General features: G+C 27.7%; 19 protein-coding genes. 2 read left to right on the top strand and 17 right to left on the bottom strand.

From position 1 onward, the window contains the following. Nucleotides 1-2 precede the first annotated feature (2 nt). The 6 genes from JNUCC81_RS03435 to lgt all read right to left on the bottom strand — a co-directional run bounded on the left by JNUCC81_RS03435 (nt 3) and on the right by lgt (nt 7,153). Nucleotides 3-359, bottom strand: a complete 357-nt coding sequence (locus JNUCC81_RS03435) for a hypothetical protein (RefSeq protein WP_454095325.1) — start codon at nt 357-359, stop codon at nt 3-5. Between the two features lie 215 nt (nt 360-574). Beyond that, nucleotides 575-1,723 carry a beta-aspartyl-peptidase gene (gene iadA / locus JNUCC81_RS03430; RefSeq protein ID WP_454095324.1) on the bottom strand — a complete coding sequence of 383 codons (1,149 nt, stop codon included), beginning with the start codon at nt 1,721-1,723 and terminating at the stop codon, nt 575-577. A gap of 4 nt (nt 1,724-1,727) precedes the next feature. Further along, the gene (gene nhaC, locus JNUCC81_RS03425; RefSeq protein WP_454095323.1) at nt 1,728-3,179 is read right to left on the bottom strand and encodes a Na+/H+ antiporter NhaC; all 1,452 of its coding nucleotides are present in this window, start codon (nt 3,177-3,179) and stop codon (nt 1,728-1,730) included. A gap of 211 nt (nt 3,180-3,390) precedes the next feature. Further along, entirely contained in the window at nt 3,391-5,361 is a 1,971-nt protein-coding gene (locus JNUCC81_RS03420; RefSeq protein ID WP_454095322.1) for a sigma-54 interaction domain-containing protein, read from the bottom strand. 82 nt (nt 5,362-5,443) lie between these two features. Continuing rightward, nucleotides 5,444-6,379, bottom strand: a complete 936-nt coding sequence (gene rsmH / locus JNUCC81_RS03415) for a 16S rRNA (cytosine(1402)-N(4))-methyltransferase RsmH (RefSeq protein ID WP_454095321.1) — start codon at nt 6,377-6,379, stop codon at nt 5,444-5,446. Between the two features lie 27 nt (nt 6,380-6,406). Then, nucleotides 6,407-7,153, bottom strand: a complete 747-nt coding sequence (gene lgt / locus JNUCC81_RS03410; protein WP_454095320.1) for a prolipoprotein diacylglyceryl transferase — start codon at nt 7,151-7,153, stop codon at nt 6,407-6,409. Nucleotides 7,154-7,401: 248 nt separating this feature from the next. Between lgt and JNUCC81_RS03405 the strand changes: the two genes are divergently transcribed. After that, nucleotides 7,402-8,040: a TrkA C-terminal domain-containing protein gene (locus JNUCC81_RS03405; protein ID WP_454095319.1), complete on the top strand. Its 639-nt coding sequence runs from the start codon at nt 7,402-7,404 to the stop codon at nt 8,038-8,040. An 86-nt stretch (nt 8,041-8,126) separates the two neighbouring features. On the opposite strand, the gene JNUCC81_RS03400 is transcribed toward JNUCC81_RS03405, so the two are convergent. From JNUCC81_RS03400 to JNUCC81_RS03385, 4 genes are all read right to left on the bottom strand, one after another. After that, nucleotides 8,127-9,689, bottom strand: coding sequence for a BCCT family transporter (locus JNUCC81_RS03400; RefSeq protein ID WP_454095318.1), 1,563 nt, complete (start codon nt 9,687-9,689; stop codon nt 8,127-8,129). A gap of 333 nt (nt 9,690-10,022) precedes the next feature. After that, nucleotides 10,023-11,315 carry an EF-P 5-aminopentanol modification-associated protein YfmH gene (yfmH, locus tag JNUCC81_RS03395; protein ID WP_454095317.1) on the bottom strand — a complete coding sequence of 431 codons (1,293 nt, stop codon included), beginning with the start codon at nt 11,313-11,315 and terminating at the stop codon, nt 10,023-10,025. 14 nt (nt 11,316-11,329) lie between these two features. Then, nucleotides 11,330-12,595 (bottom strand): EF-P 5-aminopentanol modification-associated protein YfmF, encoded by a 1,266-nt coding sequence (gene yfmF / locus JNUCC81_RS03390; protein WP_454095316.1) that lies wholly within the window; start codon nt 12,593-12,595, stop codon nt 11,330-11,332. Between the two features lies 1 nt (nt 12,596). Next, nucleotides 12,597-13,715, bottom strand: a complete 1,119-nt coding sequence (locus tag JNUCC81_RS03385) for a ferrochelatase (protein WP_454095315.1) — start codon at nt 13,713-13,715, stop codon at nt 12,597-12,599. 321 nt (nt 13,716-14,036) lie between these two features. On the opposite strand from JNUCC81_RS03385, the gene ychF reads away from it, so the two are divergent. Continuing rightward, entirely contained in the window at nt 14,037-15,134 is a 1,098-nt protein-coding gene (gene ychF / locus JNUCC81_RS03380) for a redox-regulated ATPase YchF (RefSeq protein ID WP_454095314.1), read from the top strand. Between the two features lie 152 nt (nt 15,135-15,286). Here the strand turns inward: ychF and JNUCC81_RS03375 are convergent, their stop codons facing one another. The 7 genes from JNUCC81_RS03375 to JNUCC81_RS03345 all read right to left on the bottom strand — a co-directional run bounded on the left by JNUCC81_RS03375 (nt 15,287) and on the right by JNUCC81_RS03345 (nt 23,878). Beyond that, on the bottom strand, nt 15,287-16,726 hold the full coding sequence (locus JNUCC81_RS03375; protein WP_454095313.1) for a carbon starvation CstA family protein: 1,440 nt from the start codon (nt 16,724-16,726) through the stop codon (nt 15,287-15,289). Between the two features lie 121 nt (nt 16,727-16,847). Then, nucleotides 16,848-17,570 carry a LytR/AlgR family response regulator transcription factor gene (locus tag JNUCC81_RS03370; RefSeq protein WP_454095312.1) on the bottom strand — a complete coding sequence of 241 codons (723 nt, stop codon included), beginning with the start codon at nt 17,568-17,570 and terminating at the stop codon, nt 16,848-16,850. A gap of 10 nt (nt 17,571-17,580) precedes the next feature. Beyond that, a complete protein-coding gene (locus JNUCC81_RS03365; protein ID WP_454095311.1) occupies nt 17,581-19,239 on the bottom strand; it encodes a LytS/YhcK type 5TM receptor domain-containing protein in 1,659 nt (552 codons plus the stop codon). Nucleotides 19,240-19,304: 65 nt separating this feature from the next. After that, complete coding sequence (locus JNUCC81_RS03360; RefSeq protein WP_454095310.1) at nt 19,305-20,141, bottom strand: sulfurtransferase; 837 nt, start codon at nt 20,139-20,141, stop codon at nt 19,305-19,307. A 94-nt stretch (nt 20,142-20,235) separates the two neighbouring features. Beyond that, a complete protein-coding gene (locus JNUCC81_RS03355; protein ID WP_454095309.1) occupies nt 20,236-21,735 on the bottom strand; it encodes a UDP-N-acetylmuramoyl-L-alanyl-D-glutamate--2,6-diaminopimelate ligase in 1,500 nt (499 codons plus the stop codon). A gap of 187 nt (nt 21,736-21,922) precedes the next feature. Continuing rightward, nucleotides 21,923-22,648, bottom strand: a complete 726-nt coding sequence (locus JNUCC81_RS03350) for an aspartate/glutamate racemase family protein (protein ID WP_454095308.1) — start codon at nt 22,646-22,648, stop codon at nt 21,923-21,925. 15 nt (nt 22,649-22,663) lie between these two features. Beyond that, nucleotides 22,664-23,878, bottom strand: a complete 1,215-nt coding sequence (locus JNUCC81_RS03345) for a carboxylate--amine ligase (protein WP_454095307.1) — start codon at nt 23,876-23,878, stop codon at nt 22,664-22,666. Between the last annotated feature and the right edge of the window lie 68 nt (nt 23,879-23,946).

Raw genomic sequence — 23,946 nt, 5'->3', positions numbered from 1 at the left:
CCCTAGTTATTCACATCTATATACTTTATTTGTTCTTGTTTTGGATAATCCATATTTAGTTCTTCTTTAGCCTTTTTCTCAATTTCAGGTATTGATGTACTAGTGTCTACTTTTGTTTTTAATTCGTCTCTTGATATTTCTTTTTCTTTTAATTCTTTTTTTAAGTAGTGTATATCATATTTAAGCTTTGATATAACTGAATATCCACATATATTTCCTAAAATCACTGCAAATACTACCACTATAAAAGTACTTTTAAATATTATCTTTTTTACTTTTAATTTATATTTACCTTTATATTTATTCTTTTTCTTTTTTTTATATTCGTTCATGTCCTTTATTTTATTATTTTTTTTCATATAGACCACCTCTAATAATTCTTTTTTAAAAGAAAATCAATATTATTATATTTGTTGTATACATGACATCTTCCTTTAACAGTTTGTCGTGAAATTAATACACTAAAAAACAAAATCCACTCCATCCATTGCTTAAATTTAGATATTTAGATAATAAATTATCCATTAATATAGAAAAAAGGCTACAATACCAAATTCAGTATTGTAGCCTTTTTCTATATTTTTTCATATGCTCCATAAACCAATATCTTTTTATTTTCTATCATTATTTTCCCATTTGCTATTACAGTATCAATGCCTAGATTTTTATCTAATAAAATAATATCTGCATCTGATTCTTCTCTTATACATCCTTTCTTAGGATATACTTCTAATGCTTTAGCAACATTAGAAGTTATATAAGTTAAACTTTCTTCTATACTAAAATCTAATTCATTTACCATAGATTTAAATTCATCATGCAAACTTTTAACACTAGAAACGCCCATTTTAATTAAGTTTCCTGCATTATCATATTTTGACCAACTTCCATATCCATCAGAACTTATAGTTATATTCTCTAAAGGAACATTATCTTTAGTAGCCCTTTTAATACATTTTCCAGGATTTAATTCTCTTTTAATTCCACAAGTTAAATCAATTTTACCTCCACGTTTTGCATAATCAAAAGCCTCTATTAAAAGTTCCTCTCTTCTATTTACATGAGTTGGTCTTATAGTTTTTATAGGTATTTCAGTTTCTTCTAATATTTCATTTATAGGTGAAAGTCCTTTTTTACCATCTCCCATATGTAGAACTACAATTCCAGCTTTTCCACTTAACATTCCAGCAACTCTTGCATCAGACGCTACTCTTATAAGTTCAGCATTAGTAACATTTGGCGCTCTATGATCTGATAATGCCAGCTTCACACCTATAATTTCATCTACAAAGCATATATCTCTTTTAACTGAATTTGTAAGTGTGACTGTTGGATATTCATATGAACCAGTATGTGCAAATACTGTTATACCTTCTTCTTTTAACGCTTTTGCTTTAGAAACTAAATTTTCTACACTTCTTGTGGTTCCATCTGTTCCAAGTAAACCAACAACGGTGGTTACTGCTGCTGTAGTTAATTTAGTTAATGTAATTTCAGGAGCCCTAGTCTTAAAACTTCCTTCTCCTCCTCCTCCAGTTATATGTACATGCTGATCTATAAACCCTGGAGTAAGTATTTTATCACTACCATCTATTATTTTTATTTTATTATTTTTAAATTCAATATTTTCTTCTATTAAAACTATTTTTGAACCACTTATAAATACATCCTTTTTTCCAATATACTTTGGTGAATATATATCTATATTTTTAATTAATATCATAAATTTATACCCCTTTAATAATATCTCTATTTTCTATATTTTTTTCATCATCATTTTTATCTAATTTAGCTATACCAAATCCGGTAATAGCAAATATTATTGCAAATATTATACCTGTATAATTAAGTATTGCCCATGGTAAGTATTCTAGTGTAGGTACACCTAAAGTTGCTGCCATATAAGCACCTGCCGCTGACCATGGTACTAAAGGTACTATAACCGTTCCTGAATCTTCTAATGTTCTTGATAAATTTTTAGGATGTAGACCTTTCTTTGGATAAACATTTTTAAATAATTCACCTGGTATAAGTATAGAAAGGTATGAACTACCTGTTACAAATGCAACTGTAAAACAAGATACTATAGTTGCTATTATTATACCTACTGTAGATTTTACCTTTGACATTAATAAATCAAGTACTACATCAAGCATTCCAGAAACACTTACTATTCCTGCAAATCCCATTGCACAGAATATTAATACTGTTGTACTAGTAACTGAAACTACTCCACCTCTATCTATAAGCTTTACTACTTCAGCTACTGGCTCGCCAGCAAATCCAGTCATAGTGTATTTAAATCCTCCTACTAGTGATTCAAATCCATCTACAATATTAAAACCTTGAACAATAGCGCCTAAAAATATAGTAAGTATACTTACACCTAACATAGTAGGTATAGTAGGCCATTTTCTTACAGATCCTAAAATTACCAATACTATTGGGATAAGTAATATTATATTAAAATTAAACATTGAGTCTAATTGATTCATCATCGTATTAACTAACTCCGGAGTTACCATATCTCCAGATGCATTAAATCCAACTATTGTATATACTACTAAAGAAACTGCTGCAGCTGGTAATGTTGTATATAACATATGTTTTATATGATCATATAAGTCACTCCCTGCTGCCATTGGCGCTAAATTTGTAGTATCTGAAAGGGGAGATAATTTATCTCCAAAGAATGCTCCTGCAACTACTGCTCCTGCTGTAGCTGGTAGAGAAACTCCAAGTCCCCCTGCAATTCCCATCATTGCAACCCCAATAGTACCTGCCGCACCCCAAGATGTCCCTGTTACTATAGAGAGTATTGCTGATGCTAAAAATGCTGTTACTAATAAAAACTTTGGACTTATCATTTGAACTCCATAATAAATTATCATCGGTACAGTACCAGCAAACATTAATGATCCTATTAAAAATCCTACACTCCATAATATTAAAGTCGCTGGTAGAGCACTTGCTATTTTTTCAATTATAGCCTTTTGCATTTCTTGCCATGTGTAACCTAACCTTAATGCAATTACCCCTGCAACAAATGCTGATATAACCATTATCGGTTCTATTCTCATTTTAAACTTACCATATCCTATAGTTAATGAAAGTATCATAAATATTATAGGTATTAGTGCCTGTGCTAACGTAGGCTTTTTCTTTGCTGTATTACTCATATTTTATATCCTCCCTGTGTTATAAATATTATGAATTTATATATAAGCAAATTCTGTGCCAAGTTTTATATAGTTTTGTTTATTTTTTTAGTATTTAAAAAGTAAAGTATTTTTTAAATTTTCAATTAATTTTTAAAATAAAATAAGAAAAGTATCTTACTTTAAAAATGTGTGCTTTTTATAGTTAAATAATAAAAAAGGGTTAAAATTTTTAATTTTTAACCCTTTTCATCCCATTATCCGTAATTTTCGTCCCATTTAAACCTTTATTAACATCTATATACTCTTTTTCTTTTAATATATTTATTATTCTTCTTAATTTACCTTCTCCTAAATCTATCCCTTCTTCATAAGAAATCATAGATAATGTTCTTCTTCCGATACTATCATATTTATAAATTGTTTTTAATACCCATAACTCATCCTCAGTTAAATCATCCTCAGTTTTATATTTATCCGATTTTATGTTTATATTATCTAATATATATTTAGGTAAATCTGAAACTTCGATTTTAAGGTTATCTTCTTTTATACTACTTAGGTATTCAACTATATTTATAAGTTCTCTTACATTACCTGGCCAATTGTAATCTTCAAGTACTTTAATAACATCTTCTTCAAAGAATTTTTCAATATCATAATGTTTATTAAATTTTGATATATAATAGTTTAAAGTAAGTGATATATCTTCTCTTCTATCTCTTAAAGGTATCGTATATATAGGCATTACATTTAATCTATAGTATAAATCTTCTCTAAAATTCTTATTTCTTACTTCTTCTAATAAATTTTTATTAGTTGCTGCTATTATCCTTATATCTACAGGTATAACATCTGTACTACCAACTGGCGTTATTTCTCTTTCTTGTAATACCCTAAGCAATCTAGCTTGCAAATTAAGAGGTGCATCTCCTATTTCATCTAAAAATATAGTTCCTTTGTGTGCTTTTTTAAATAAACCTTCTTTTCCACCTTTTTTTGCTCCTGTAAATGCTCCTTCTTCATATCCAAATAGTTCACTTTCTATTAGATTTTCAGAAAGTGCTGCAAAGTTAACAGCAATAAATGGATAATCTCTTCTCTCTGATTCGTTATGTATAGCTTGAGCTAATACTTCCTTACCTGTTCCAGTTTCTCCTTGTATTAATACAGTAGAATTGGTTTTAGAAATTTTTTTAGACAACTTTATACTCTCTAAAGTATTTTTACAGTTTCCTATAATATTATCAAAAGTATATTTAGAACTATTTTTAATGTTCTTTTTCTTTTTCCTTAATTCTTCATCAATTTTATGTATATTATCGACCTGACTTATAACTATCATATTTCCATCATTTCCTATTTTTTGTTTAGATATTAAAAGTTCTTGATTGTTTATTTTTACTATATCATTTTTTAAATCATCAAATACATTATATATATCTTTAGATATGATATTATTCCTATCTATATTTAGAAATTGCACTGCTTTTTTATTGAGTACTAAAACTTGATTTGTGGAATTTGTATATATTATACCTTCTCTTTGATTATCTAATATACTAGTTAGCATATTTTTTAACTTTGTTGATTCATGAGCCATATTTATATACTTTTTAGATATCTCTACTATATTTCTATAAAAGTAAGAAGATAATAAGTCACCATACTTGTCTACCATATTTAATTTTATTAATATTTCTGTAATGCTAGTTATATCCATTTGCCTAGATTGTATATCAATAACTTCTTCTATTTCTTCGGGAACAAGCTGAGACTCCCCTGGTGTAACTGCTATGTTAGTTTTTTCATAACTTTCTATACCAGGATAATAAGGGAAGTATTGTATATGATCTATACCCTGATTTTTAAGCTGCTTTATAGCTATTTCACAACTTTCTTTATGGTCATTTACAAGTAATACTTTTTCTCCTTTTTTTATCTTGATAAGCTTATCTATAAAGTTATGTCTTATTGATCTTTTAACTACAATTTGATTTACATTTACTCCTAATTTATCTAACATCATTTTTCTTACTATTTCACTAGAAAATATTATCAGATCCCAATCGGGATTTATATCTAAGTTATTATCTATACTAAATACGTTTATATCTATTTTCTCATCTAAAATACTTTCAAGTTGTTCTTTTATAGTTAAGCCAGTATCTTCTCCTAAAGATATTATTGCAATTTTTTTCATATAGTCCCCTTCCTATCTGATTACATATTTATATAAAAAATATAGGAGGAAATATTACTTTCCTCCTACTTAATTAGCTTATTTATTTTCTTTGTGCAACTCTTAACTTAGCACTTCTAGATCTTGGATTTACTTCTATTTCTTCATCACTTGGAATTATAGGTTTTCTAGTTACAACCTTCACTAATGATTCTTTATCACATTGACATAATGGGAAATGTGATGGGCATACACAGTCTGATGCTAAATCTCTAAAAGCATTTTTAACTATTCTATCTTCTAGAGAATGGAATGTAATTATACATATTCTACCATTTTCATTCATTATAGATACCGCATCATCTATCATTTTAGTTATTACACCTAACTCATTGTTAACTTCTATTCTTATAGCTTGGAAAGTTCTCTTAGCTGGATGAGGTCCATCTATTCTAGCTTTTTTAGGTATAGCCCTTTTAATTATATCTACAAGTTCTCCTGTAGTTTCTATGTTTTTTTCTTCCCTAGCTTCTACTATAAACTTAGCTATACGTTTAGCCCAGTTATCTTCACCATAATCTTTTATTATCTTAGTAAGCTCTTCTTCACTATAAGTATTTACTACATCATAAGCAGAAAATTCACATCTTACATCCATTCTCATATCAAGTGGTGCATCTTGCATATATGAAAATCCTCTATCAGCTTCATCTAATTGATGAGAAGATACCCCTAAATCTGCAAGTACTCCATCTATTTTGTTTACTCCAATTTTTGCTAATTCTTCTTTTATATTTTCAAAGTTACTGTGAACAAATCTTACTCTATCACTATATTCACTTAATCTTTCTTTTGCTGTAGCTATAGCATTTTTATCTTGATCAAATCCTATAAATAGACCTTTATCAGATAATCTTTTTACTATCTCTTTAGAGTGGCCTGCACCACCCATTGTACAGTCTACATAAACACCGTCTGGTTTTATATCTAAATTTTCTATGCACTCATTTAAAAGCACGGACACGTGATGAAATTCCATTTTATTATCTCCTTAATTACTACTTCTTTATTCTTCTATTTTATCTTCTTTGTTTTTCTTTGACAAATACATATGAGCTATTACACCACCAACTACACCTGCTAAACTTATAACTTGTGCCATTCTAAGCGGCCCTATCATAAGGCTATCAGTTCTTAAACCTTCTATAAAGAATCTACCTAGAGAGTATAGTGTTATATAATAAATTATAATTTGTCCTTCATATTGTTTTTTCTTTCTAAATATCCATAAGAATATAAATATACCTAAATTCCATATAGATTCATATAAAAATGTAGGATGAACCTTTACTCCATCTACCATTATACCCCAAGGTAAGTCCGTTGGACCACCATGAGCCTCTCCATTTATAAAGTTCCCCCATCTACCTATAGCTTGTGCTAAAGGCATACCTAAAAGGACAGTATCTGCCATTTTCCAAAAATTAATATTTTTAATTTTAGTAAATATGTATCCTGTAAGTATTCCTCCAATAAGCGCTCCATGAATTGCCATTCCTCCACCTCTAAAATTTAGAATCTGAGAAATGTTTTGAGAATAATATTCCCAATTAAATATTACATAATACAGTCTTGCACCTAAAAGTCCTGCTGGAATAGCATAAATTGCTAAGTCTAATACATATTCTTCCTTTATACCGACTCTTTTCGCTTCTTTTATAGCTATAAGCGTTCCTAAAATCATTCCTGTTGCCATAAGCACTCCGTACCACATTACATCTATACCGAATATACTAAATGCCACTCTATCCATATTTTCACCTCTTAACCTTTATTCTTATTTTTAATATTTCTAAATAAGTTTATAATTATCATAAGCTCAAAATTTGTATTTTTTATGAAGTATGATGTGATAATTTAATAATATTAATATATCTTATATATGTTAATTATTCAATGTTAATAGTATTATATTTACTATTTTAGTTAAATTTTATAATATAGACATATTTATATTTAAGGTTTAAAATATTATCTGAAGTATATACTTGAGGTGAAAAAATGGATAAAAAATATTCAATGCCTATATATCATAAAATTGCTCTAGATATAGCCAATAAAATTTATGTAGGCGAAATAGAAGAAGGCAGCTTGCTGCGTGGAAGATCATCTCTTGCTGGTACATATAATGTATCTCCAGAGACAATAAGAAGAGCTATGAAAATACTTGAAGATTTAGGTGTCGTTTCTAGTGTTAAAGGAAAAGGAATCTTGGTGCTTTCTTCTTCTAAAGCTCTATCTTTTTTAAATAAGAACCAAAATATTACTAATGTCTCTTCATATAAATCTAACTTAAATAAACTTATGGCAACAAAATCTAAGTTAGAAAATGAAATAATTGATAATATAAATAAAATAATAGATTACTCAAGTAGACTATCTAATATTAACCCTTTGGTTCCATTTGAATTTGAAATTACGAATAAATGTAAATTTATAGGTCTAACTGCCGGTGAAACTAAATTTTGGCAACATACAGGTGCAACTATTGTAGGTGTTAAGAGAGATGGAGAACTTATAATATCTCCTGGTCCTTATATCGAATTTATGGAAAATGATATACTTATGGTCGTTGGTGACAGTAGTATACACCACTCAGTACCATCATTTTTATATGAACAACCAAATGAAAATATATAAGTATTAATCTATAAAAGTACAGGCTATAATTTTAATAATTATAGCCTGTACTTTTATATTAGTTTTTAATTTTATATTCAGCTTTATTACATCATATAATTTTGTATTGCATTTTTTAGCTTTTTAACTTTAGATTTTTCAGATACTTCCTTTTTAGATTGTAATTTATTTTCTTTTACTTCTTCTCTTAATGCCTTAATAATCGATACCATACTAAGTAGTACTATTATTGTGAATGGAAATGCCGATACGATTGAAACTGTTTGTAAAGTTCCAAGTCCACCTGATAGTAAAAGTGCTATCGCTAATGTAGCTTGAACAACTCCCCAAATTATCTTTTTAGTACCACTTGGGTTTAAATCTCCATCTGATGTGAACATACCTAAAACATAAGTAGCAGAGTCTGCTGATGATATAAAGAATGTACAAAGAAGTACCATTGCAACTATAGATAAAATTTGGCCAAATGGATACTTAGAAAACACTTCAAATAATGCTAATTCAGTTACTTTAGTAGCTGTAGTTGCAAAATCTGCACCTAAATTTATTCCGAGTGTACCAAATACAGTAAACCAAATTATACAAGCTAATGCAGGTACTAATGTTACACCTATTATAAACTCTCTTATTGTTCTTCCTTTAGAAATTCTTGCTATAAATATTCCTACAAAAGGTATCCAAGCTATCCAAAGTGCCCAATAAAATACTCTCCATTGTCCTATCCATTCTTTACTTGAATCCATGTATAAACTTTGAGATACAAATTCTGTTACATATGCAAACATTCCATTTTGGAAATTATTTAACATAGCAAGTTTTGGTCCTATTAATATAGCTCCTATTAATATAAATCCTGCTAAGCTTAAGTTTATATTAGATAATATTTTTATTCCTTTATCTAATCCACTAGTAGAACTTAATATATAAAGTACAGTTGCAATTGCTATAATTATAATTTGTAATTTTATAGTATTTTCTATATTAAATACATATTCTAATCCTCCAGCAATTTGCATAGTACCCATCCCTAGCGATGTAGCTATTCCTGTTACAGTAGTAAAGACTGCTAATATATCTATAGTTTTACCTATTGGTCCTTTTACACCCTTTTCACCTAGTATAGGTAAAAATATACTACTTATAAGCCCTGGAGCACCTTTTCTAAATTGGAAATATGCAAGTGCCAATCCCATTATAGAATATGCTGCCCATGGATGAAGCCCCCAGTGTATAAACGATTGTTGCATAGCAAAATTTATAGCTTCATTAGATCCTGAACTTGCTCCTATTGGTGATATAAAATGCTTCATAGGCTCTATAGCTCCAAAGAATACTAATCCAATTCCCATACCTGCTCCAAATAACATTGAAAACCAAGATAGATTACTAAATTCCGGTCTATCATCATCTTTTCCAAGTCTTATATTTCCATATTTACTAAATACTAAAAATAAAGCAAACAGTACAAGTAAAAGCATTGCTATTATATATACGAAACTAAAATTATTTATTATTATCTTAAATATGCTGTTAGATATGTTTCTAAACTCATTTGGTAAAATTATACCCGTTACAACCACACATACTGATAGTATTAATGATATTAAAAACACATAATTTTTCTTAATATTTTTATATATATTACTCAAAACACTCACCTCTATTCAAAAGAAACAACTTCTTTTTTTATTTAAGTTTTTTGTTACCTACAACTTGATTATATATTGAAGTTGTATCTTTTGTCAATTAATGATATTACATTCTCCTGTCTTTCATATAAGTTTTAACTATTGATATCACTACAGTATAGCTATATAAAAAAGTTATAAAAATTTTATATATTATTATCAAAATAGCCTAATAAAACTACTGTTATTGATAATAATAATTTAAGTAATATGTATAAAAAACAATAGTAAATTTAGTTTTATTGTAATAAAAAAGCAAGGGTGCTTTTTAACATCCTTGCTTTTTTATTTAATTTATTTTTCACTAGGTTCTACTATAGATATTACACAGTACTCTTCTTTCAAATGAGAATTTAATCTTTCTACTATTTCATCAAAAGTTACTTCTTTTAATACATCTAAATAATCTAGTAAATTTATCTCTTTAAATTTATAAGATATAAAGTTATTTGCAATAAAGTTTACAGAGTCAAAATACTTTAAGAAGCTACCTATTTTTTTCTTCTTTACTCTTTCAAACTCTTCTTTACTTAAACCTTCATCTTTATATTTTTGTATATATTCAAGTATTGTATTTTTAACAGCTCTTGGATCTTTAGATTCACCACCAATTATTGTAAATCCATAATCAATTTGAGAAGAGAATCCTCCTCCAAAGTTGTCATTTATAAGACCCTTCATATATAAATCTTCAAATAGTAAGCTACCTTTTTTAAATATCATATCTATTAATATTTCAGTAATTATTTCTTTTCTTAGAAGTTCAGTTCCTTTAATACCTACTTTATTATCTTTAAATGCAATATTAAAAGATGGCATAGAAACTGGGAATTTAGCAACAATCTCTTTTTTATTAACGTGTTCTGGTTCCTCAGGATAAAACTTTTCTATTTTATTTGAAAGTTTAGCTACATCATAATGATTAACTTTCTTTGCAACTTCCATTACTTTTTCTTCTTCTAAATCTCCTACAACAAATAACATCATGTTTCCTGGATTATAGAAAGTATTATAACAAGTATATAATTCTTCTTTAGTTATTTTATAAATACTTTCAACAGTACCTGCTATATCAACTCTAACTGGATAATTTACATATAGTGCTTTTAAACAGTTAAAATAAACATTCCAATCTGGATCATCATTATACATTTTTATTTCTTGTTCAATTATTCCCTTTTCTTTTTCTACGTTTTCATCTGTAAAATACGGAGTTTGAACATAGTCTATTAAATGTTCTAAACTCTCATAAAAGTTTTCTGTCGCAGAGAAAAGATATGCTGTCATTGTAAAGTTTGTAAAAGCATTTGCGCTTGCTCCCCATTTAGAAAATTTATCAAATGCATTGCCTCCATCAGGTTGTTCAAACATTTTATGTTCAAGAAAATGTGCTATACCTTCATTTACTCTTATTTTTTTATCTTCTCCAATTGGGATAAATTCTAATTCATTTGATCCATAGTTAGTTGCTAGTATTGCATATTTTTTAGTAAATCCATGCTTTGGCATAAAATAGACATCTAGTCCATTTTCTAATTTTTCATAATAAATTTCTTCTTTTAATATATCATTAACTATTTTCTCCATTTATGTCACCTCACTTAGTTTCTTAAGAAATAAACAGTATCAAGTTGTAAATCTTCAAAAGATTTAACTATATCTTCTACTGAAACATCAGATATATAATTGATTATATTTTCTACTGTAGAATTTGTTTTACTCATTCCTTGCGCAAAATAGAAATCAGACATTCCACCTATACTATCTGCTAAAGATCTCATAGAGTTTATTAATGCGCTTTTACTATTATCTAATTCTTCTTGTGATATTTCTTTAGCTTTTAAGTTTTCTATTTGTTTTTTAACTAATTCTAATGTTTTTTCATAGTTTTTAGTTTCTATACCTGATGATACAAATAATATTCCTTTATATTTTTCAATAGAAGAGTAAATATAGTAACATAAGCTTTCTTTTTCTCTTATATTTATAAACATTTTAGAGTGAGGTCCTCCACCTAGTACGTTGCATCCCACTACTAAAGAGTAATATTTTTTAACATCACTAAAATCTATATTAGTTCTATATCCTATAACTAATTTTCCTTGAGTTATATCCATTTTATCAATTACTTCTTTAACTTCATCTACTTGCTTTTTATAATCTTCTCTTGGTATTTCTATTATATTACCTCTTTCAAAAGTAAAAGTATTATTTATTATATCAACTATTTCTTTTTCATTAAAATCGCCTTCTACGACTATATCTATTGGAGATGTTTTTAATATTTCTGTATAATGATTATATAAATCTTTAGGAGTTATTTCATCAATTTCATCTTCATAACCATATTCGCTTATACTAAATCTTTCATCTTTACACATTTCTTCAAATGCTCTTTCAAGGGCATATCTACCTTTATCATTTATAATCCCTTGTATTCTATCTCTTAAGTTTACTTTTTCTACATCTAAATACTCTTTTTTAAATCCTCCATCAATTACTAAAGGATTATTTACTATTTCATTTAAAAATTCTAATGAACTTTTAAGTATTTTTTCATCTAAATACTTTTCATTAGTACTTAACATTTTAAAGCTTATAACTTGACGCTCTCCTCTTTTACTTACATCTGAAAGCATTGCTGAACCGTATAAATCATCTAGTTTATTAGATATTGCTCTTAAGCTTGGATATTTTTCACACCCGCTAGTTATGATACTTGGAAGTAATGCATTTTTTGTAACTTCATTTTTATCCAATAGTCTTTGGATATATATACTAACAAGATTAGATTTAAATTTTTTAGCCGGTATTAGAGTTAGGTTAATATTATTACCTAAGTTTATTTTCTTAATGTCTTTTTCCATCTTATCCTCCTATTTGTTTTATCAATGATATTCTTGTGAAAAGTTCATCTACTATCGCATCTATTTTTTTGTCAGGGTTTATATAGTAAAACTTAGTATTTCCCATATCTAAGTTTTCAAGTATGCTACTTACTAAATGTTTTGTATACATAGTATCAATTGTACATGTAGGTAGAACAACATACAAGGTGTTAATTCCATATTCTAGTAATTCTTCTCCTGATTTTATTATGTCATCTTTATTATTTTCTAAAAGTGGTAATTTTATTTGAATATCTAAATCTTTTTGTTCTAATTCTATGTAATTTTTTATTTTTTCTCTAAATAATATATCTTGTTCTAAATTATTTTTATTATGCAAACCTATTAATAAAACACCTGCATCTTTTCCTTCATTTCTTATATTTTTTAATATTTCATTTTTATAAACCATTGCTAAATTATTTGATTTATAAAAAGGTTCTAATATATCTATCCCTACTAAGTTATGCGATGTTAAACTTAGTTTTTCATATCTTTGTTTAAATATTTCATAATCTTTACCTTCTGTCATAAATAAAGGACAAATTATAATCTTTTTATAACCTTGAGATACAATATTCTCCATTGAGTCTTCAAAGTATGGAGTTGAATACATATATGAATTTACTACTTCATATCTTTCGCCTAAATTATATCTTAATTTTTGCGCCATCTCTTCTGCTTGATTTTTAAAACTACTAGAGCCTAATTTATTATAGTAACTTTTATAATCATATAAGTTTTTAGCACTCGTAAGTAGTGATTTATAACCTTTCTCATAGTAAATTTGTGTGGCTCTTTCTTTTAAATTATAGTTTTTATCTTCCCCTTCTGAAACTAATAATACTAATGTCTTTTCTTTTTCTCTTGACTCTTGTACATCTTTAAAGCTTACATAATTTCTAAATCCAAAGGTTATCATGAAATTTGTACCAATAAAAGCAATAATAAGAGCTATGACCATATATTTATATTCTTTATTTATTATTATCTGCTTATAAAGTAATACTGTGGTTAAAACTATAAATACATTTTCAATATAACCATTAAATATAAAACTAAAAGCTAAAGATATACATAGAGCTATTGAAATCCACATTATATCAACCCCAATATATAAATTCTATTTTAAATAACCTATAAAATAGGCATGTTACTTAAAATTAACTACATTTATATTATTAAAATTATTTTAGTAGATGTAGTTACCTAAATTAGCTTTAATAAAAGCCTAGTTTACAGTTATTATATATATGATGTATAATCAATATGTATGTCTAAAATAGATTTTTGTAAATTTATTAAAGTAGCTTATTGACTAGGTTTCACCTGGTAATAGGTTGTTTAAATTTATAATATAATTTTTGATGGTATAACTGTCATAAACATATAAATATCATAAAAAGAGAGGACGATGACTATGAAATTAGGTATAGTAGGTCTACCAAATGTAGGTAAAAGTACATTATTTAATGCAATAACTCAAGCAGGAGCTGAATCTGCAAACTACCCTTTCTGTACAATAGAGCCAAACGTTGGTGTGGTTGCTGTTCCAGATGAAAGATTAGATAAATTAAAGGAGTTATATGATTCTAAAAAAATAGTTCCAACAGCTATAGAATTCTGTGATATAGCAGGACTTGTTAGAGGAGCTTCTAAAGGTGAAGGTTTAGGGAACAAATTCTTATCTCACATAAGAGAAGTTGATGCTATAGTTCATGTTGTTAGATGTTTTGAAGATCCTAACGTTGTTCATGTTGATGGAAGTGTTGATCCTTTAAGAGATATCGAAACTATAAACTTAGAGTTAATATTCTCTGATATCGAAATATTAGAAAGAAGAATACAAAAAAATACTAAGGCTGCTAAAGCTGATAAATCGTTAGCCTCAGAGCTTGAATTCTTAAAAGAAATAATGGCTACTTTAGAAGATAGTAAATGTGTAAGAACTATGGACTTTACTGAAGATCAACAAAAATTCGTTGATTCATTAAACTTACTTACATCTAAGCCTGTAATATACGCTACAAATGTATGTGAAGATGATTTAGCTGATGAAGCTGAAAATAATGAATATGTTGCTAGAGTTAGAGAATTCGCATCAACTGAAGATGCTGAAGTTGTTGTTGTTTGTGCTCAAATAGAAGCAGAGATAGCTGAGCTTGATACTGATGAAGAAAAAATGGAATTCTTAGAAACACTAGGCCTTGAACAATCTGGTCTTGATAAGTTAATAAAATCTTCTTACGCTTTACTAGGCCTTGTATCTTACTTAACAGCTGGACCTCAAGAAGTTAGAGCTTGGACTATAAAAGTAGGAACAAAAGCACCTGCTGCTGGAGGAAAAATCCACTCTGATATAGAAAGAGGATTTATACGTGCAGAGACTATAGCATTTAATGATTTAGTAACTGTTGGTACTATGACTGCTGCTAAAGAAAAAGGTCTTGTAAGACTTGAAGGAAAAGAATATATAGTTAAAGATGGAGACGTTATATTATTTAGATTTAACGTATAATATAAAAGCTTATAGCAATTGCTATAAGCTTTTTGTTTGTTAATATATGCCTTAGTAATAAAAAATTTATCTAAAATAAATATTAGTATTTTCATATAAAAAGAATGCCTACAGAATGATAAAAATCATTTTGAGACACTCTTTTTATATAATTATTGAGCTACTTTATCAAACTCATCATTTACTTTTATATTCTTTTTACTTACCATAAATGCTACAAATAATACTACAGCTACAACTACTCCTACTCCATTAGATAACATTGCATCTAATCTAAATCCTTCTTTCGCTTGTAATATATATGCCATACATACAGCACTCATAAATGTTGCTGGTATTAGAGTCATCCAATAATTAGCTTTATTCTTAAGTAAGTATACTGTTGCTGTCCATAAGAATATAGTTGCTAATGTTTGGTTAGACCAAGCAAAGTATCTCCAGATTACGTTAAAGTCTATTGTAGTTAAGAATATACAAACTACAAATAGTGGTATAGCTAACTTAAATCTGCTTAATAATCCTTCTTGCTTTATCTTAAATGCATCAGCTATAGTAAGTCTAGCACTTCTAAATGCAGTATCTCCACTTGTTATAGGACAAGCAACAACACCAAGTACTGCTAAAATTGAACCTATAGGACCTAATAATTCTTTAGATAGTACTCCTACTACCCCTGATTGTCCACCAAACTCTGTTAAAGCATTTTGTATTGATAAACTATCTCCAAAGAATGCTATTGTAACAGCACACCATATTAAAGCAACTATACCTTCAACAACCATTGCTCCATAGAAAACTTTTTTACTTTCAGTTTCTCTGTGTATACATCTTGCCATCATAGGTGATTGTGTAGCATGGAATCCTGATAAAGCACCACAAGCTATAGTAGTAAATAAGAACGGGAATATAGATAATCCTTCTGGATGCATATTTTGTAAATTCATTTCTGGCATTACCATTGTTCCCTTGAAGTGACCTATTATCATAGCACCAGCTAAACCTATTGCCATAAATAATAATGATGCACCAAATATTGGATATATTTTACCTATAACCTTATCAACTGGTAAAACTGTAGCTAATAAGTAGTATATTATTATTAAAACAACCCATATATTTTTATCTATACCAGTCATAGATGTTAATAATCCTGCTGGAGATGTTACGAAAACTGTACCAACTAATATTAATAATATTACAGAGAATACTCTCATAACATTTTTCATATTTTTTCCTAAATAAATACCAACTATTTCAGAAACAGAAGTACCATCATGTTTCATAGATATAACACCTGAGAAGAAGTCGTGTACTCCTCCTGCAAATATAGTACCAAACGTTATCCATAAAAATGCAACTGGACCAAACAATGCTCCCATTATAGCTCCAAATATTGGACCTGTACCTGCTATATTTAAAAATTGTATTAAAAATACTTTATGCCAAGGCATTGGCATATAATCTACACCATCTTCTAATTTAACTGCTGGTGTAGAACTTGCATCACTTAATCTTACTGAACCTTCAACTATATTTCCATAGATAAAGTATCCAGCTATTAAAATTGCTAAACAACTTATAAATGTTATCATACCGTTTTCTCCCTTGTTAGAATTTTATTATTTCATTATTAATTCTATTAAATAATAACGTTTTTTCATTTTAATAAGTAGTTTTTCAACATGAGATGCAAAATTTCTACATGAAATACAATTATATGTTCATAATTTTCCTAAATTCCTTAATTTTACTTCTACTTACGTAAACTTCATTGTCTATATCATTTAATTTTAGTTTATATGTAGAGTTAAACCATGGTATTATTTCTTTAATTTTAGTTATATTTACTATATAAGATCTATGAACTTTGAAAAATTTATCTGAAGATAATTTTTTTTCAAATTCTAATATAGATTTTTTAGATATATATTCATTTTCTTTAGTATAAACTAGAGTTTCTCTTTCCCTAGCTTCACAATAATATATATCATCTGTATTTATAACTACTAATTTATTCTCTCTCCAAAGAGTTATATTAGATAAATTAACTTGTCTATTTTCAGACTCTAGCTTTAAAGACTCTACTTGACATAACTTATTTAAAGTAGAAACTATTCTTTCTTCTGAGTATGGCTTTAATATATAATCAAAAGCATCTAACTCAAAAGCATCTACTGCATGTTCTTTATATGCTGTAATAAATACTATCTTCGGCTTATTTTTAAACTGATTTATAGTTTTAGCCAATAACATGCCATCAAACATAGGTATATTAATATCTAAAAATATCACGTCTATATTATTTTTTTGCATAAATTTTAATACATCTACACCGTTATCAAATTCACTTACAATATCTATATTGCTAAAGTTATTTATAAAATATTTAAGTTCTTCTCTTGCTGGAAATTCATCTTCAACTATTATCGCTTTCATACTAAAACTCCTAAATAATAAATTCTATTTTAGTTCCAGGTTCTAATTGATTTATCTTTAGACCTTGTCCATAAATTAATTTAAGTCTTAAATGCACATTATATAATCCAATTTTATTTTCTGGCATATTACCCTTATACACCTTATTTATTATATCACTTTCTATTGTAACACCATCATTTTCAACACAAATTCTAGTATTGTTTTTTTCTTTTTTTACACTTATTTTTACAATTCCATATCCACCATTTTCTCTTATCCCATGTATAATTGCATTTTCTACTAATGGCTGTATTATTAAACTTGGCATTTTAACATCTATACCTTCATCAATATCATAAATTACAGTTAATTTGTCTCCAAATCTTGCTTTTTCTATTTCTACATATGCTTTTACTTGTTCTAACTCTTTATTAATATCTATTAAATTACTATTTACCTCTAAATTGTATCTCATATATGTTGATAAATTAATTATAAGATCTCTTGCTTTATCTGGATTTATTCTGATGAAAGACGTTATTGTGTTTAACGCATTAAATAAAAAGTGAGGATTTATTTGAGTTTGTAATGCCTTTATTTCAGCTTTATTTTTAGCAGTTTTTATTTCTTCAATTTTAGATATTTCCATAAGAGTTGAAATAATATGAGATAAACCTATAGCTAAAGATTTTTTAGAATAACTCATATCATATTTTTCTGTATAGTAGATTTTTAAACTCCCTATAACTCCTTGAGAGTCTCTAAGAGGTATAATAAGTGCGGTTTTAAGATTTACCTTCTCACTTAAAGAATATTCATTTTTATCCACTTTTACATTTAATATCTTATCTTCTTCCATTGCCTCTCTTGTTATATTGCTAAGCTCTATATTATCATCTTTATATACATCTTCTCCTACTCCTACATATGCCAATACACCTTTAGTATCTGTTATGCTTACAGCGTCTGAATTTATTTCTTCTTTTATTATAGTACATATCTTTTGAAGAGACTCTAAGTTAATAGACCTAAAGTAAGGTAGAGTTTTATTAGCTATATCAAGGGCAAGTTTTGACTGAAATGCTGCTATTTCTTCTTTCTCTTTTCTTATATCATTTACAATCGATACTAAAAAACCTATACCAACTTGTCCAACTATCATTGGGACATAAATTTGTCTTATAATATATATAGCTATTTCACTTGGCTTTGATAAGAAATATATTAAACACATTGTTATACTCTCTACTATTACCCCACATATAATTCCATAAAACCATTTATGTTTATCTCCTACCTTTTTGCTAACATATCCTGATAATATTCCTGCAATTATACTAGATATAAAGCATGGCATAGATGTTATTCCATTAATATCAATAATAAATCTATGAAATCCTGATATAATTCCGGATGATATTCCTACAAAGGGTCCAAATAAAATTCCTCCAGATACTATAGAAATTATTCTAGTATTGGCAAGAGACCCTTCAACATTTACACCGTTGTAAGTTCCAAGTATGGCTAATGCTGTAAATATCATTGATATAAAAATTAAGTCCTTTAATTTATATGAGTCCTTTTGAAATATATATTTAAAGTTTTTTATTTTACATATTATTATAAATAAAACTATTGTTAAGCTAGTTTTTTCAATTAATGCTAAAAGTATAGTTTCTTTACCCATAAATTCCTCCTTTAAAAAAGGGAAAGTATTTTACCTTTCCCTTTTTTAAGTCTATATAATTATCTTTACTTAGTATCTACTTTATTATCATCATAGCTTATCCAATCACTAAAGCTTCCTGGATATAGTTTATGTTTTATTCCTATTTCTGTAAGTGCTAAACTATTTGGACATGCTGTTATACCTGAACCACAATAAACTATAACTTCATCATAATCATTTAATTTTTCAAAATGAACACTTAGGTCTTCTTTCGTTTTTATTTTTATCAAGTTTTCACCTTTATCTAATATATCCATCCAGAAATAATTTAACGCACCTGGTATATGTCCAGCCTTTTTATCTACAGGTTCCAATTCTCCAATATATCTTATATTTTCTCTAGAGTCTACTATTGCTACATTCTCATTATAAAGTTTTTCTTTTACATAATACATATTAACTCTCATATCTTCATTAATTGAGATATCAAAGTTACCTCTTACTACTTTAGTAACATCAGTAACAATTTCTCCATTTAATTCTTTAAAAGAATTAATTCCTCCATCTAATATGTACACATTTTTATGACCCATGTATTTTAATATCCACCAAAGCCTTGATGGTCCTGCTAAGTCCCCTTCATCATAAGCAATAACTATAGAATCATTACTTATACCTATACTTTCAAACGTTTCTTTAAGTTCGTCTATAGTAGGGAGTGGATGTCTTCCTCCAAACTCTTTTACTTCACCTGATAGCTGTGTTTCTAAATCTATTCTTACAGCTTTTTTTATATGCCCCTCTTCATAGCTTTTTCTTCCATAGTCCTTATCCATTAAATTAAACCTACAGTCCACTATAACTAGTTTTTCATTATCTAGATTATTTTTTAACCATGATGCATTAACTATATTTTTCATATGCCTCTCCCCTATATTTAAATAATGAAAGAATCTTAATTATTACCTTAACTAAAATTCTTTCATTATATGTTAATACTATATAAATTTTATTTTATGCTAATACGCTTGTATCTTTAGATTTATTTCTTTTCTTAGCTGCATTTATAGCTATTTCAGTTTCACTAAATGGTACTCTCTCACCTTTTATTAATTGATATTCTTCGTGTCCTTTTCCTGCAAATACTATCATGTCGCCCTCTTGAGCTATTTCTATAGCTTTTTCTATAGCTATTTTTCTATCCGGCTCAACTATATACTCACAATTTGTATTTTCAAATGATTCAGCAATATCCTTTATAACGTTCATAGGATCTTCAAAGTCCGGATTATCACTTGTTAATATACATAAATCACATTCTCTTGCTGCAACATCTCCAAGTTCTTTTCTTCTTAATTCTGTTCTTCCACCAACTGACCCAAATAAGCATATTACTCTATTATGATCGTATTTTTTAAGTGTCTGTAGTATATTTTCTAAACTTACTCCGTTGTGAGCATAGTCTATTATTATAGTCGCATCTTCAAGTATTGGTAACACTTCAACTCTTCCTTTTACTTTTGCATTTTTAAGAGCGTCTAACATTACGTCTTGCTTAACATTTAAGTATCTACATACAGATATGACTGCTAATGCATTATATATACTAAATGTCCCAGGTGAGCATATGTAAGCATTAAAGCTGTCATTTTTAGTTTCACATTTAAAGCTAACTCCTAAAGAATCTAAAGCTCTTGAGTATTCTATACTTTTAGCTACTAAATCAGCATCCTTTTCTATTGCAAATGTTTCTATATCACATGTAGCTTTTTTAATTATATCTTTTGCATGTTCATCATCTATATTTATTATTCCATGTTTAGCTAATGTAAATAATCTAGCTTTACATTCTAAATAGTGTTCAAATGTTGGATGTTCCTTTGGACCAATATGGTCTGGTGATAAGTTTGAAAATATCGCTATGTCAAAGTCTACATCTTTAACTCTTTCCATCATTATTCCACCTGATGAAACTTCCATAGATACACATTTTACACCGTTATCTAGCATAGTTTTAAATATCCTATGAAGTTCATAACTTTCTGGTGTTGTGTTTACTGTTTTTTCACTTATCCCATTATAAAATGTACCATTAGTTCCTATAACTCCAGTGTTTACACCTGACTTATTTAAAACTTCACTTATATAATTTGTTATAGTAGTTTTTCCTTTAGTTCCTGTTACTCCTATAACTTTTAATTCTTTTGATGGATTACCAAAATAGTTAGCTGACATTTTTGATAAAGCAACTCTACTATCTTCTACTATTAGTTTTATGGCATCATCATTAAGTTTTATATCATCTTGTAATATAAATACTCTACAACCTCTTTTATATGCATCACTTGCATACTTATGCCCATCTACTGTTTCTCCTTTTATTGCTATAAATATATATCCATCTTCACATTTTGAAGAATTGTAAGCTAAGTCTTTTATTTTAGTATCTTTTATTTCATTCCAAGGCTTAACTGAAGAAAATTTAACTTCATTCATTATATTTGATAATTTCATATTTTAGCCCCTCCTCATAAGTTTTCTTTCGTATGTAGTATATCATATTATTTATAAAATTTGTTTTACAAATAATTGTTAAATATGTTACTTCTTATAATAATTAGATTTTAAAGCGAATTTTTGTATTCAAAAATAGAGTAGTTTTAACTACTCTATTTTTGAATACTCTAGAAATTATAAATTTCTATACTATTATTTTATCATTGCATTTATCAACTTTACCAGATTTTACTATAGTTCTTCTTGCTAATACTTCCAATGAATCTATATAAAAATCATTATCTAGATTATTATCATTTTTAAGTATCGATAGCTCTGTACATCCAAGTATAGCTCCATCGCAATTATTTTCTTTTAAATAATCTACAACTAAATTAAATTTACCCATATTTGCAGGTTTTCCACTTTTAATATCTTTATAAATTATATCCATTATATACTGTTGTCTATTATCATCTAATACTAAATAATCTATACTGTACTTTTCACACATATTTTGATATAGCTTCGTCTGAATATTACCAGTCGTAGCTAATATTCCAAGTTTTTTATATCCTTTTTCATGAGCATATTTAACTGTTTCTTCTATTATATTTAAAGTAGGTATACTAACACTACTTGATATTTCATTGTAGAAATAATGCGCTGTATTACAAGTTATTACTAAAAAGCTACATCCAAATGTTTCTAACTTCCTAGCATCTTCTATAAGCACATTTACTGGAGATTTATCAGATTTACCTATTATAAAATCTGTTCTATCTGGTGTTGTCGCGCGATTAGTTATAACCATATCTATATGGTCTTGGTCACAACTCGCATCTGTTAATCTAACTACCATGTCATAAAAATAAACTGTAGCCATTGGGCCTAGTCCACCCATTACTCCAACTGTCTTGTTAGTTTTCATATATACATCACCAATCTATTTGCAGTATTTTTTAAACTTCCTCATTTGGTTTATACTGTATAAGAATATATACCATCTTCTCTTAAAGTTTCCTTTTAAGTCTTTTTCATATCCAAATGAAGTTGCACTTTTTCCTTCGCTTACTAATTTCTTAGCTTTATTTACTAATTTTTGATCTTTTACATATTTATAAACTACATTATTAGGTATAACATGCCAGAAGAAAGCATCTTTTTGAATTTTTAAATCTAATTCTTTATTGTATACTCTATCTTCTACTATATATTTTGCTATGTTATTTCCTGAACTTGTTACATAATAGTTACTTCTACCTTGTCTTAAGTTTATTTCAAACACCTTGTATGTGTTATCTCTTGTATCGAACTTTATATCAAAATTTGAGTAACCTGTATAATTTATATCTTCTAGGAATGCTTTAAACTTTTCCATTAAAGCTTCATCATACTCTGTAATTATAGCCGCATGATTTCCTATACCTTTTGGAGTATGCTCTTCTAATAATACATGTCCTAAACACATCATTTTAACTTTACCATGTTGATCTGAGTAGCAAGTTAAAACTCTCATATTTGAATCATCACCCGGTATGAAGTCTTGTATTATTAAGTTCTTATCATACTTACCACTATATATTGCAGAAGTAATTTCTATAAATTCTTTTTCATTATTAGCAACATATGCTTTTTTCATACCCTCAAATGGGAACTGCCAATATAATACACTATCAGATGGCTTTATTATTACTGGATAGTTAAATCCAAAGTCTTCTATTTTATCACCTTTTGAGTATATAAAAGTTTTAGGATAATCTAATCCTTTTTCTTCACACATATTATAAAATAATTCTTTTTCTATTAATTTATTTTTTAGTTCACTATCTATGTAAGGAACTATGTATTTTTCCTTTAGTATATCTCTATGGTCTATTATTAACTCTGCATATTCGTCCGTACATCCCATTAATATTAGCTTTTTATTAGGCGCTGCTAATTCATCTGCAGTTTTTAGTAAAACTTGTATAAATTCTTTTTCTTCCGTTATTCTTGGGTCTATTCTAAAATCTATTATATTACTATCTTTAGTTGCTCCTAATGCATATCTACCAAAGGCTATAGATTTTACTCCATATGCTTCATGATATGCTCTTGCCACGCTATAGCAGTTTATATCTCCACCTACTAATACGGGTTGTATCACTATATTATCCACACTTTCCACCTCATTTTAAATCATCATTCTACGATTAAATTTACTCGTTAATTATACTCCATTTCATC

Source organism: Faecalimicrobium sp. JNUCC 81 (assembly GCF_053667625.1).
This window is presented reverse-complemented; position numbering and strand designations above follow the sequence as displayed.

What these genes read in the sequence shown, in the direction of transcription:
- lgt (WP_454095320.1), bottom strand. Translation starts at nt 7,153, where the DNA reads ATGGATAGAGTGGCATTTAGTATATTCGGTATAGATGTAATGTGGTAC.
- JNUCC81_RS03375 (WP_454095313.1), bottom strand. Translation starts at nt 16,726, where the DNA reads ATGATAACATTTATAAGTTGTTTAGCAATTTTAATAGCTGGATACTTT.
- rsmH (WP_454095321.1), bottom strand. Translation starts at nt 6,379, where the DNA reads ATGGAATTTCATCACGTGTCCGTGCTTTTAAATGAGTGCATAGAAAAT.
- JNUCC81_RS03355 (WP_454095309.1), bottom strand. Translation starts at nt 21,735, where the DNA reads ATGAAATTATCAAATATAATGAATGAAGTTAAATTTTCTTCAGTTAAG.
- iadA (WP_454095324.1), bottom strand. Translation starts at nt 1,723, where the DNA reads ATGATATTAATTAAAAATATAGATATATATTCACCAAAGTATATTGGA.
- ychF (WP_454095314.1), top strand. Translation starts at nt 14,037, where the DNA reads ATGAAATTAGGTATAGTAGGTCTACCAAATGTAGGTAAAAGTACATTA.
- JNUCC81_RS03420 (WP_454095322.1), bottom strand. Translation starts at nt 5,361, where the DNA reads ATGAAAAAAATTGCAATAATATCTTTAGGAGAAGATACTGGCTTAACT.
- JNUCC81_RS03370 (WP_454095312.1), bottom strand. Translation starts at nt 17,570, where the DNA reads ATGAAAGCGATAATAGTTGAAGATGAATTTCCAGCAAGAGAAGAACTT.
- JNUCC81_RS03360 (WP_454095310.1), bottom strand. Translation starts at nt 20,141, where the DNA reads ATGAAAAATATAGTTAATGCATCATGGTTAAAAAATAATCTAGATAAT.
- yfmF (WP_454095316.1), bottom strand. Translation starts at nt 12,595, where the DNA reads ATGGAAAAAGACATTAAGAAAATAAACTTAGGTAATAATATTAACCTA.
- yfmH (WP_454095317.1), bottom strand. Translation starts at nt 11,315, where the DNA reads ATGGAGAAAATAGTTAATGATATATTAAAAGAAGAAATTTATTATGAA.
- JNUCC81_RS03435 (WP_454095325.1), bottom strand. Translation starts at nt 359, where the DNA reads ATGAAAAAAAATAATAAAATAAAGGACATGAACGAATATAAAAAAAAG.
- JNUCC81_RS03365 (WP_454095311.1), bottom strand. Translation starts at nt 19,239, where the DNA reads ATGGGTAAAGAAACTATACTTTTAGCATTAATTGAAAAAACTAGCTTA.
- nhaC (WP_454095323.1), bottom strand. Translation starts at nt 3,179, where the DNA reads ATGAGTAATACAGCAAAGAAAAAGCCTACGTTAGCACAGGCACTAATA.
- JNUCC81_RS03385 (WP_454095315.1), bottom strand. Translation starts at nt 13,715, where the DNA reads ATGTGGATTTCAATAGCTCTATGTATATCTTTAGCTTTTAGTTTTATA.
- JNUCC81_RS03405 (WP_454095319.1), top strand. Translation starts at nt 7,402, where the DNA reads ATGGATAAAAAATATTCAATGCCTATATATCATAAAATTGCTCTAGAT.
- JNUCC81_RS03350 (WP_454095308.1), bottom strand. Translation starts at nt 22,648, where the DNA reads ATGAAAACTAACAAGACAGTTGGAGTAATGGGTGGACTAGGCCCAATG.